Origin of the sequence: Chitinophaga sp. (assembly GCF_035761305.1) — a bacterium.
Taxonomy (GTDB): domain Bacteria; phylum Bacteroidota; class Bacteroidia; order Chitinophagales; family Chitinophagaceae; genus Chitinophaga.
Genome location: NZ_DASTRI010000257.1, coordinates 1 through 12305 on the forward strand (window position 1 = coordinate 1; position 12305 = coordinate 12305).

Here is a 12305-nt window from a genome sequence, read left to right on the forward strand (position 1 = left end):
CGGGTCTTTGATGAAATTGTGGCTGGCAAACAGGATCATTTCCCTGATCTCGCGCCTTACGCGGTAGCCGTCGCCCTCCCGCATAAAAAACCGGCGCAGGCGCTCCGGCGCCACATCGGCCGTATCGCTGATGCTGTAAAATCCTTCGCGCGCATGCGCAATAGCTCCTTCGTCTATATCTGTTGCAAATATCTGCACCTTGGGTGCATCTATAACGCCCAGTGTTTTTTCGGCGCACAGCATAGCCAGGGAATAAGCTTCTTCGCCCGTAGCGCAACCGGCCACCCATATACGCAGCTGGTCTTCGGCGCGCTTATCGGCCATGAGCCTGGGTAGTACGTCGTTTTCCAGCGCTTCAAAGGCTTTACGGTCGCGGAAGAAATTGGTAACCGATATCAGCAGGTCCTTCAGCAGCGCCGTGGTTTCTTCAGGATTGCTTTGCATGTAAGCCGCATACGCAGGCAGATCCGGCAGGTTGCGGATGTTGATGCGCCGCTCAATACGCCGCAGCAGCGTGGGTCGTTTATAGTTGGAAAAATCATGACCGGTGCGGGTGCGCAGCTGCGAAAATATTTCGCGCAGCGCGTGCTGCTGCGTTTCGGGCCGTTTATCTGCGTCCAGTGGTATATGCACCGTATCAAGGCTGGCTTTATAAGCGATTATTTTGTCGGGAATCTCCGACACCGGCAGCACATCATCTACCAGGTCGGTGGCAATGGCATTGCGCGGCATTTCATTGAAATCGGCTTCCCGTGGATTTTGCACAAAGGCGGCGCCGCCGCTTTCCTTAATGCGTTTAAGACCCATAGAGCCATTGGCACCGGTGCCGGATAGCACCACACATACGGCCCGCGGGCCGTGTGAGCGGGCCAGGGTGCGGAAGAAAATGTCTACAGGCGCACGCCGGTCTTCCTCTTCCATGTTGGGCGTTACCACAATATGGTCGTCCTGCATCAGCAAATGCTGGTTGGGTGGCACAACATACACATGATCCGGTGCTACCCTTGTCTTTCCAGTTACCTTCTGCACCGGTATTTTTGAAGCTACCTGCAGCACTTCTGCGAGCTTACTGTCATGATCGGGCGACAGGTGTAAGATTACCACGTAAGCCATACCTGTATCGGCCGGTACATGCTCAAAAAAGGTTTTCAGCGCCTGTATGCCGCCGGCAGATGCACCCAGCCCTACTATCAAAAAATCATTCTTTCCCGGCCTGCCGGCAAGCATGTTATCAGAGTCAGTATTGGATGGTTTCATAATCGATTTGCAATATGCTTTGTATAGGAAGCATGCCGCCTGTAAGGAGCACCTATATCCCAGGCCCGCAATATATTATAGTTAGCTGATTTGGGCGTTAGAAATTTGTGGGTTGGATTATATATGTTGATGGTTAGCCATTGTTATTACCGGCGCTGTTTGCCTGCTGCTGTATGCTGCCGGCACTCAGCTGCTCATGCTGCTGCACCGCCTGCCTTACAATATCCACACGCCTTTCTGCCTCCTTTGCTTTTTTAAAGTACATAGCGGCGAGCCGGGGCTGATTTACTTCTGCAAAATGATCGCCCATATGGTTCAGAAGCATGGCGCTTTCCTGCACGCTGCGGATGGCGCTCCACAAGCTTTCCTCAATGCTCTCGGAAATGCCGGCCAGCAGGCTGTCGGCAGAAAAAGCATGGCCGGTATGACAGCGGAAACGCAGGCGGCCCCCTTCACTAAGGGCAGTAAGTACGCCGTGGCATTCGGGGCAGGTATAAGGTGTAAGCTGCCCGAACTGCATAATATTGTTCTTTAAGGGATCCTGGTCCATAGCTATATTGATTTCCATCAATGTTCTTTTATCCTCCCCCATTTTTATACCATTTGATGCTACCTGCTGCTGCGACAGCTGTGCCAGCAACGGGCCTATTTGGGCTGCCGGCACAACATGATCAACCACAACGGCACGCATGGCATTTTCGGGCATAGACGGCACTTCTGCATCCAGCGAGTCCTGCACTACCGCCAGGCCCCCGCACTGCTTAATCGTCCACAAACCAGCCGAGCCATCATCCAGCGCGCCGGACAGTATTACGCCAATAACCCGGTTATGATAGGCAAAGGCGGCCGAACGGAACAGGGGGTCAATTGCCGGGCGAAAGCGGTTCTCCTTGGGCCCATGCGTTACTCTTATCTCATCTTTTTCCACTACCAGGTGATAATCCGGCCGGGCAACATAAATACGGCCGGTTTTCAACGGCTCATAGTTCACGGCATGCCCTGCGGGCAGGCTATTCAGCCGGTTCAGGGCCTCCGGCAAAACACCCCTAACATCCGGCGACATATGCCAGACAATGAGCACCGCGGCATCCAAATCATTCGGCAACCCGGCCACCAGCTGTTTAATGGCCTCAAAGCCACCGGCAGATGCGCCTATAACAATAATGTTCCGTTTATTCATTAAGCATGTATGCTCAATTATCATTCCCTGATTTAAGCATGTAGTATAAGCGGCAAAATAACCGGTATGGTTTTATTGCTTTTATATCGTTAAAACATTTACCATGGAAAACACTGCGAAAACATATGCACGCATTGCCGCCGGCAGCGCCATTGCAGGCTCCCGCTCCATGCTGGCGCCGGCGATAGCCCACCCCGATAATGTTCTGCTAACCGCTATGGCGGCAATGGAACTTTGTGTAGATAAAATGCCCGGTATTGGTAACCGTACGGCCACATTCAGCCTCATAGGCAGAAGCGTTTCGGGAGCTGTTACAGGCGCAGCGCTGAGCCGGCGCCGCCATAGAAATGTTTGGTTAGGCGGTTTGCTGGGAGCAGCCGGCGCACTCGCAATAACTTATCTTACCTTTTATGCCCGTAAACAGCTGGTAAAAAGCACTGGCTTGCCGGATGCGCTGGTGGGACTGGTAGAGGATGGGTTAATGGTGGTAATAGGCAGGAAGGTTATGCAATAGCAGACAGCACGGCCTGGGCTGCCCGGTTGCCATGGTAAAAAGCCTCTTCAAAAACAGAGATGCCGCTCAGGTCCGAGTGCGCAAAGAAAATATGCGGGTAGCCGCTTTCCAGGGCCGCCATACGTGCCGGGCCGGTAATAAAGCCGGTGTGCGGCCGTATCATACCATGCCCCCATACCCAAACATCTATGTTTTTTATCAGCGTATGAATACCGGGATGCGCCTGCTCCAGGTCGTCTGTAATGAGCTTTACCCAGTGCGGGTGCGCAAGCCCCAGCGCATATTGGCGGGAAGCTGCGGGCGGCAAATGGTCCAGCGGAAGGTAATAAGTAATGACCTGTTTCGCAGGCGCTTTTTGGGCAAGCCGCTGCTGCTGCGCATTTACATATCCCAGTGAGCGGCCTTTATAAATAACATTATCCCAGCACAGCGGAAGACCATGCGCTTCAGGTAAATAATCCAGCGTAATGTTTGCGACCAGCCAGGGAGAATATGTGAAATCATGATCATAGCTGCCGGCCGGCAGCAGGCGTTGCGTTACAAACTGCGGAGTAGCCAGTATACAATGTTTGGCAATTATTCTTTTGGTTTGGTTGGTGGCTGCTTCAAAATAATCAACCAGCACCTGGTTACCTTTTGGTGTAACCTTGTAAACCAGGCAATGCGTATTGATCTTTCCCTTGCTAAATTGCTGCAGGTGCTGCACCAGGCGGCCATTGCCCTGTGGCCACGTAAGCACCTGCGAGCTTTCTGCATTGGCGGCCCTGCCTTTGCGGCTTGCAAAATAATGCAGCCCCGCCCATGCGCTGATGATTGAAAGGCCTGCGCCATAATCATCGCGGCAGCAATAGTCCAGGTACCAGAGCAGCTCTTCTGAAACAAATTCCTGCTGCCGCAGGTACTCCTGCATGCTGATGCTATCCAGCTGTAAATACTGCGGATCTTTGGAGCTATTGTTAACGGGTATATCAAATGCATAAAGGCCGTCTTTACCTTTTTGCCAGCGCAGCTGTTCCGCAAGGGCAAAGAAACGGCGTATCTCCGACCGGCTGCGCTCACTTACACCAAATTGCGGCACCAGCCCCTCCTGCCAGCGGTTATGAATAAACAACCGTTCTTCTGGGTCAAAGCAAAGGTCTGTTTCATTATAAAACGGCAATCCGGCTTCATTAAAACCGGTAAGTATGCCTGCTTCCTGTAACAGCGCCAGCAGCGGTTGATTATCCAGGTTAGGCAACGGCAGGTAATGTGCGCCCAGTGGATAAGCGCTGTAAGCATTTTGCCCGTAAGCGGCATTGCCGCCTGTGTGCGGCTCCAGCTCCAGTATTTTAAAATTACCTACGCCGTGCTGCTGCAGTACGCGTGCTGCAGAAAGGCCGGCAATGCCGCTGCCTGCTATGACTACATCTGCATGTTCCGTTACCTGCGGCGTATCGAAACCCCCGTTACGCAACCGGTGGCCAAGGGCTGCAGATGCGCCGTATATGCTGCCTCCGATATGGGCATATTTATCTTTCTTATACAGGCACGCGGTATATTGCGCCGCCGTTACCGTGGCGCCTGCGATAACAGCCATATACCGCAGGAAATCTTTCCTGGTAAGCTGCTTACTCCTGGTATTTTCCCCATTCATCTTCAAAATATTGCACCAATACCTGGTTGTTTAAATGATTGGCCTGTACTTTTCGTTTATCCATATCCGCAGTGAACATACACATTTGCGGAAACACCGCCGGCGCAAAATACCGCAGGCCTGCCGGCAGCCATGGCCGGCATGGCACAAGCATTTCGGGCGATGCCATTACATATCCCCACTCCCCAAAAGAAGGCACATAGGTATGGTAAGGTAAAGTATGATAGCCGGCTGCGTACAGCGTAGCATCTACGCACCAGAACGCCTTTGGCGCTACCAGCGGCGATGTAGCCTGTATGACCATTACGCTGCTATTGTACAACGAGTGGCGAAGCTGCCGGTAAAAAGCAGTGGTGTACAGCTTTCCTACAGCAAAATTGCCGGGGTCCGGGAAATCCACTATTGCTATATCGTACCGTGTATGGTTTTGCCGGAGCCATTGAAAGGCATCTGCATTTATCACTTTCAGCTTAGGCGAGTTCAGGGAATTACTGTTCAGTTTTGTCAGAAGCGCGTTTTCCCTGAAAAGCCGGGTCATAGCAGGATCAAGGTCAACCAGGGTAACCTGCTCCACATCGCGGTACTTTAATATCTCGCGTGCAGCCATACCATCGCCCCCGCCCAGTATAAGCACGTGCGCATGCCCGGGCGCATACCTCATTACGGGATGCACCAATGCCTCATGATAACGGTATTCGTCCCTGGAGCTGAACTGCAGGTTACCGTTCAGGTACAGCCGGAGGTCGGTTCTGCTGCGGGTAAGCACAATACGCTGGTAAGGGGAGGAATGGGAAAATATTACAGGATCGCGGTAGGCCAGCCCTTCGGAAAAAGACATGATCTTATTAGCCCAGGCAAAAATGCCCGTTAACAGCAGTATTACGGCCACTGACTTTATCTGCAGGTACCTGGCCCATTTGATCTCCTGCCGGAACTTTATACAAAGCAGCATGGCCACCACCACATTCAGCATGCCAAAGCAGCACGATGTGCGGATAAGCCCCAGGTAGGGCACCAGCAGCAATGGAAATACAATAGACGCCAGCAGGGCGCCAATGTAATCAAAGGTAAAAACGCGTGATACGAGGTCGCGGAAAACATAGCGGCCTTTCAGGATATTCATCAGCAGGGGCAGCTCCAGCCCTACCAGCACGCCGGTAAGGCCTACCAGCAGGTACAGGATAATACGGAAAGATGCCGCCTGCTCAAACAGCAGGAACAGCAGGGCCGAGCTGATACCGCCAATCAGCCCTACCAGTATTTCGAGCTGTATGAACCAGCTTAATAAATGTTTCCTGAAGAAACGGGAAAGGTAAGCGCCAATACCCATTGAGAAAAGGTAAGCACCGATGATGGTAGAGAATTGCGTTACCGAATCGCCCAGCAGGTAACTGGCCAGCGTACCGGCCACCAGCTCATAAATAAGGCCGCAGGTGGCAATTACAAACACCGATAATAGCAGCAGAATTTCCAACGCTCAGCAGAATTTAACCGTGAATGGCAGAACTGATTATTAAACCGATAGCTATGATAAAAGCAGCGGTTACAATAGCCAGGGGCATGTTCTTCTGCTGCACAATTTCCTTCCAGGTATTCTCCGGCGTAAACCGGTCTACCAGCCAGAATGCAACAAGCAGTATGATTACGCCAAGAAATGAATACAGCACAGAGGCCAGTATGTATTTAAGCTGTAATGCTTCCATAAACGAATGTATAAGTAGTGATAAATATTTATTTGTGATAAAAATGATGTACCCCGCTGCGGGCGCCGTGATCTATGCCGGGCTGCCATTTCTCTGTACTGGTGCAGTTACAGATCCGGTAATCGTAATGATTGCTTAGTACCAGCACCAGCAGCAAAAACAGGCTGATTAAAATAACCGCCTTGTCTTTCTCCCATATTTCCCGCGCCATCTTTTTTATAAACGATGCGTGTGTTTTTCCAGGTTCCATTTTGTGTTTATTTAAATTCATAGCGTACCGCTAGCCACGCTTCATTTCAAACCATTCCCGGCCCAGGTATATAACACCGGCTAACGCCAGCATTATGATAGCAACCAGTCCTCCATTCCAATAGGTGGGCACATCCCATATAACGCTTAAGGTGAGCTGTACCGGCGGTCCTATTGCATCTGTTACAGGCGTTACTACAAAGTGGTAGCGGCCCGGCTTAACAGGGCAAATGAACTCCGTTTGGCGGGGGCTGCCCTCCGACCACCTTTCACCATCCTCTACCCCGCTGTAATAATCCGCTTCAACGGAAAAATCCGACTCTTCCCCGGTTTGCTCATTTACCATACTCACATCTGCCGCGCACCAGTTATTGGCTATATCACTGTTTATTTCCACTTCTATATTTGAGGTGCTGCCCTCCAGGTTAAATGCGGGCGTTACACGGGGCTTATTCATGGTAGCCGTATCAATAATAACGGTATCGCTAAACAATACCAGCTGCCGGCGGTTACGGTTATAGCACCATTGCACCAGCAACGCCACTATACAAAACACCAGGGCGCCGTTCAGAAAGCGGCGGGGCGCTATGCGCAGCGGGAAAGGCTGTATAACGCCTATGCCAATACGGCGCGGTAACCGCACGCCGTTCAAAAAGGCCTTGCTTACCTCACGCGGTTTAATGTAGGTACCAAGGAACAGGTCCGGCTCTTTTGGATCTTCATATTCCACTATCACCATTTCCGGCGGGTGATTGTACTCAATGCAATGCATGCCATACCGCATGTCTGCCTCCCAATCAAACTCGCCGCTGACATGGCTGTATTTGGCGCGGTACCTGTGAGCGCGCGGAAAACGGATGCCGTTCCGCGTCACGGAATACTGGTGCGGCAGCTCGCCCGCATCTACCAGGCCGTTATTCTCCAGGGGCGTGGCCAGCATCCAGTGGCCGTCATAAACCGATAAAAAAACCTGCTGCTTATCTTCTTCACGGCGCAATGTATACTCTGTCCAGTAGTAAGAGGTACCAACCTCCGTGCGTTCTGCGAACGTAATAACCGTATATTCCTTTCCCCGGAGCGTACCGGATGTGCCTAAAGGTATTTGCTGTGTTGTTTTTGGCGCACGCAGGCGATGCGTTTCTTCAAAACCGGCTGCTCTTTTCCTGAGCACCGCATTGGTTTCACCACACACGTACACCAGCACATCCTCTCCGTTATAAAGTATATGCGGCTTATGGCAGGCAGGGCAAATAAATGTTTGTTGAACCGGGCTCATTACAGGATGATGTTATTAAATGCTACCTGCGCAGCATGTGTGATTCATGACGGGTGGTTTCAAAAAAAGCTATTATGTTTTGCATAATGCTTTCTGTTATCACATCATTATTTTTCCTGAAATTGGAAAGAAATACATCGCAGGTGCACAAACCATACTCCGGCCAGGTATGCACGGATATATGGGATTCGGTCAAACAATGTACTGCAGTAAAGCCGCCTTCCGGGAAGTTGTGGGTACAATGGCCTACTGACCTGAGATCATATTCCTTCACCTGTTCATCAATGAATTGCTGCCAGCTGCTGCTTTCATTTAACAGGTCCTGCCTTTGGGTATATAAGGTAGCCAACAGGTGCAGTCCGGGTTGATATTCCATACGCTATAGGGATGATAAACGGGCACCAAAATAACCAAAGCGCCGGAATTGTCATAACTTACTATTTCTCCTCTTCCCGGGCCAGGCGCAGCAGCCTTTCTATGCTAACAATGGCAATCTCTTTATTGGTAATGGCAATAATACGTTCCTGCACCAGCTCGTTGAGTGTGCGGAATACCGTTTCGTAGGTGGCGCCGGTATAGGCGGCCAGGTCCTGCCGGCTGATTTTCATGTTCAGCACTCCATTGCTGTTAAAACCAAACTTGCTGTACAGCAGCAGCAGGGCATTGGCTACGCGCCCTTTCACCGGCATATGCGCCAGGTTGCGCATATGTTTTTCAGACTCCTGCAGCTCACCGGCATAAAACAACATCAGCTCATACAGGAAGGTATGATTTACCCGCAGGCTGGCCTGGAAAAAAGCCATATCTATATAACAAAGGGTTACCGGTTCCAGCGCGGTGGCGGAGATCGGGTACACCAGCTCATGCCCTACCCCGCGGTGGCCCACTATATCTCCCTTACAGGCAAAACGCACAATCAGCTCCTTATCGCTGCCCCAGTGCTTATGCACCTTTACTTTACCGGCATAAACAAAGTAAATACCGGTTACCTTATCCCCTTCCTTAAAAAGCATTTCTCCTTTTTTCAGTGAAAAATTCTGGCGCCGGGCTTGGACGGCAGGCAGCCATTCTTTCAGGCAAAGCCTGCACAGCATGCAGGTGGTAAGGTCACAGCCTTGTTTGTTCTTCTTCATGCGGTGTGTTGTGCTCCATGTTTCCGGTTACATGCTGAATAGTGGCAGGCAGCATGGAAGGATGCAGGCGCACCACTTCACCTATAATAATGACTGCGGGGTTGGAAAGCCCTTCATAGCGGGCCTTCAGGGCAATGTTACGCACAGTGCCTGTAACCATTTTTTCCCTTTCCGTGGTGCCCTCCTGTATAATGGCCGCGGGGGTATTGTTTTTACCGCAGGCGGCAAAGATGTCCATAATATCTTCCAGGCGGCTCATGGCCATTAATATAACGACGGTGGCGGAGGAGCGGGCAGCCAGCTGAATATCGGCCGAAATACCCCCGCTGCGGGTGGTGCCGGTAGTTACCCAAAAGCTTTCTGCCAGGCCCCGGCAGGTAAGCGGTATCATTTGACCGGCTGGTACGGCCAGCGCACTGGAAATGCCCTGCACTACCTGTACGGCAATACCGGCGTTGCGGGCCGCGGCCATTTCCTCTGCTGCGCGGCCAAATATAAAGGGGTCGCCCCCTTTTAACCTTACCACATGGCCGTAGGCCCGTGCATCGGACACAATGAGCCGGTTAATTTCCTGCTGGCTCAGGGCATGGCAGCCGTAGCGCTTGCCGGTAAAGCGGATAATGGCGCCCGGCGCGGCATATTCCAGCAAGGCTTTGTTGGCCAGCGCATCATATAAAATAACGTTGGCCTGCCCAATGGTGCGCATGGCTTTTACAGTAATCAGCTCCGGGTCACCGGGGCCTGCCCCTACCAGGGATAAAAGCGGATTTGCCATGAAAAAACATATTAAATAAATATTTATATAATTTATATCCTGAAATCACTATAAAAATAGAAGATAAATATCTAATTTCATGATGTAAATCACAAAAAGAAGCAACAATTTATACTACTTACGTAGTTAATCATCATATAGAATTATTTATAATATAAATACTGGCTTCTTATCTTTTATCCTTAAATCCGGGCAATGAAAATTGTAATTATTGGTAACGGCATGACGGGCTACAAATTCTGTGAAAAAATGATAGCCAAAGCAGCACCTGGCGCCCTGGAGCTGGTAGTTTTCGGGGAAGAACCCCGGCCAGCCTACGACCGTGTACACTTAAGCGACTTTTTCTCAGGAAAAACCGCGCAGGACCTGGAGCTGGCTCCCGCCAGCTGGTATACGCAGCATAATATACGCCTGCACCTGGGCGACCCCGTGCAATCCATTGACCGGGAACATAAAACCGTTCACTCCCATAAAGGTATTACGGAATCCTATGATTATCTTATAATGGCCACCGGCTCCACAGCCTTTGTTCCTCCCATTCCCGGGGTGGATAAAAAAGGCGTGTTCATATACCGCACCATTGAAGACCTGGAGCTGATGCAAACCTATGCTCCCAAAGCCGCTACAGGCGCTGTAATAGGCGGCGGGCTCCTGGGCCTGGAAGCTGCCAAGGCCCTGCTGGACCTGGGCCTGCGTCATACCCATGTAATTGAGTTTGCCCCACGGCTCATGCCCCGGCAAATTGACGACAGCGGCTCCCGCCTGCTGCAGGCCAAGCTGGAAACCCTGGGCCTGCAGGTACATACCAGCAAACAAACCACCGCTATTACAGGGGATGATACCATTACCGGCCTGCAGTTTTCCGACAACAGCATACTGGCCGCCGATATGCTGGTTATATCTGCCGGCATACAGCCCCGCGACGAGCTGGCCCGCCTGTGCGGCCTGGAAACCGGTCACCGGGGCGGTATTGTTGTAAATGAGCAGCTGCAAACCACCGATCCATATATATACGCTATCGGGGAATGCGCCCTATATAATGGCATGATTTACGGGCTGGTAGCGCCCGGCTATGAAATGGCGGAAGTAGCCGCCACCCACATACTCGGCGCACACAAAGCCTTTACCGGTTTTGACATGAGCACCAAGCTGAAGCTGATAGGTGTGGATGTTGCCAGCTTCGGCGATCCCTTTACACCTGCCGATAAATGCCGCACTATTGTGTTTGAAGACACTATGAAAGGCGTTTACAAGCGCATTAACATTACCCCCGACGGGCAATACCTGCTGGGGGGCATATTAATAGGTGACGCTGACGCCTATAATATGCTGCTGCAAACCGCCAAAAATAACGTGGTGCTGCCGCCCAACCCCGAAGATGTGCTGCTGGGCGCCCGGGGCGGACAGGAAGCAGCCGGCGCCGGCGTATCAGGACTGCCGGACGATGCGACCATATGCAGCTGCGAAAATGTAAGCAAAGCCGACATCTGCAACGCCGTAACAGCCGGCCATGAAACACTGGATGCCGTAAAGAAATGTACCAAAGCTGCTACCTGCTGCGGCGGCTGCGCTCCCATGGTAAAAGACCTCATCACCCACACCATGAAACAGCAGGGCAAGTACATCCGCAATGTTATTTGCGAGCACTTTGCCTACTCCCGCCAGGAGCTGTTTGACCTGGTGAAGATAAAAGCGCTGCGCACGTTTGACGATGTGCTTGACCATTACGGTCACGGCGAAGGCTGCGAAACCTGCAAGCCCGCTGTTGCCAGCATACTGGCCAGCCTGTGGAACGAGATGATACTGTCCAAAGGCAATGATACCGCCCAGGACTCCAACGACCGTTACCTGGCTAACATACAAAAAGGCGGCACCTATTCGGTAGTGCCCCGCGTACCCGGCGGTGAAATAACCCCGCGGCAGCTGATGGTAATTGCACAGGTAGCAGAAAAATATAACCTCTACACCAAAATAACCGGCGGGCAACGCATAGATATGTTCGGCGCGCACGTAAGCGACCTGCCCCTGATATGGGAAGAGCTGGTGGCAGCCGGCTTTGAAAGCGGGCACGCTTACGGCAAAGCGCTGCGCACGGTAAAAAGCTGCGTGGGCAGCACCTGGTGCCGCTTTGGCCTGCATGACAGCGTAAGTTTTGCCATACAGATAGAACAGCGCTACCGCGGGCTGCGCGCGCCGCATAAAATTAAATCGGCTGTTAGCGGCTGCATACGGGAATGCGCGGAAGCACAGTCCAAAGACTTTGGCATTATTGCCACCGAAAAAGGATGGAACCTGTATGTATGCGGCAACGGCGGTTCCAAACCGCAGCATGCCCTGCTGCTGGCCGGGGATGTAGACAGCGCTACATGTATTCGTTACATTGACCGCTTCCTGATGTTCTACATCAAAACCGCCGATCCCTTAACACGTACCGCCACCTGGTTGCACAAGCTCGAAGGCGGTATCGAATACCTGCGCAATGTAGTGGTGAACGACAGCCTGGGCATTGCCGCGCAGCTGGAAAGCGAAATGCAAACGCTGGTGGATAATTACAAATGTGAATGGAAGGAAGTGGTGGAAAACCC

At 51.8% G+C, this 12305-nt stretch carries 12 protein-coding genes; 2 read left to right on the plus strand and 10 right to left on the minus strand.

Annotated elements, in window-relative coordinates; translation table 11 throughout:
* The coding region (locus VFS25_RS21525) for a chemotaxis protein CheB (protein ID WP_326464245.1) at window positions 1–1257 on the minus strand (1257 nt) is incomplete at its 3' end.
* 133 nt (window positions 1258–1390) lie between these two features.
* Window positions 1391–2437 (minus strand): chemotaxis protein CheB, encoded by a 1047-nt coding sequence (locus VFS25_RS21530; RefSeq protein WP_326464246.1) that lies wholly within the window; start codon window positions 2435–2437, stop codon window positions 1391–1393.
* Window positions 2438–2540: 103 nt separating this feature from the next.
* Between VFS25_RS21530 and VFS25_RS21535 the strand changes: the two genes are divergently transcribed.
* Complete coding sequence (locus VFS25_RS21535; protein WP_326464247.1) at window positions 2541–2951, plus strand: DUF4126 family protein; 411 nt, start codon at window positions 2541–2543, stop codon at window positions 2949–2951.
* Here VFS25_RS21535 and VFS25_RS21540 read toward each other — a convergent pair.
* The 8 genes from VFS25_RS21540 to cobA form a co-directional block, all read right to left on the minus strand.
* Complete coding sequence (locus tag VFS25_RS21540) at window positions 2941–4584, minus strand: FAD-dependent oxidoreductase (RefSeq protein WP_326464248.1); 1644 nt, start codon at window positions 4582–4584, stop codon at window positions 2941–2943. The genes VFS25_RS21535 and VFS25_RS21540 overlap by 11 nt on opposite strands.
* Window positions 4559–6058, minus strand: a complete 1500-nt coding sequence (locus VFS25_RS21545; RefSeq protein WP_326464249.1) for a polyamine aminopropyltransferase — start codon at window positions 6056–6058, stop codon at window positions 4559–4561. Before VFS25_RS21545 ends, VFS25_RS21540 begins: the two co-directional genes overlap by 26 nt.
* A 13-nt stretch (window positions 6059–6071) precedes the next feature.
* Entirely contained in the window at window positions 6072–6287 is a 216-nt protein-coding gene (locus VFS25_RS21550; protein ID WP_326464250.1) for a DUF350 domain-containing protein, read from the minus strand.
* Between the two features lie 28 nt (window positions 6288–6315).
* Window positions 6316–6537: a hypothetical protein gene (locus VFS25_RS21555; RefSeq protein ID WP_326464251.1), complete on the minus strand. Its 222-nt coding sequence runs from the start codon at window positions 6535–6537 to the stop codon at window positions 6316–6318.
* A 30-nt stretch (window positions 6538–6567) separates the two neighbouring features.
* Complete coding sequence (locus VFS25_RS21560) at window positions 6568–7812, minus strand: DUF4178 domain-containing protein (protein ID WP_326464252.1); 1245 nt, start codon at window positions 7810–7812, stop codon at window positions 6568–6570.
* A 22-nt stretch (window positions 7813–7834) separates the two neighbouring features.
* Complete coding sequence (locus VFS25_RS21565) at window positions 7835–8188, minus strand: S-adenosylmethionine decarboxylase (RefSeq protein WP_326464253.1); 354 nt, start codon at window positions 8186–8188, stop codon at window positions 7835–7837.
* A 61-nt stretch (window positions 8189–8249) separates the two neighbouring features.
* A complete protein-coding gene (locus VFS25_RS21570) occupies window positions 8250–8945 on the minus strand; it encodes a Crp/Fnr family transcriptional regulator (protein ID WP_326464254.1) in 696 nt (231 codons plus the stop codon).
* Entirely contained in the window at window positions 8920–9720 is an 801-nt protein-coding gene (gene cobA / locus VFS25_RS21575; protein ID WP_326464255.1) for a uroporphyrinogen-III C-methyltransferase, read from the minus strand. The genes VFS25_RS21570 and cobA overlap by 26 nt, the downstream gene beginning before the upstream one ends.
* A gap of 195 nt (window positions 9721–9915) precedes the next feature.
* Between cobA and nirB the strand changes: the two genes are divergently transcribed.
* On the plus strand, window positions 9916–12305 hold a 2390-nt coding region (gene nirB, locus VFS25_RS21580), incomplete at its 3' end, for a nitrite reductase large subunit NirB (protein WP_326464256.1).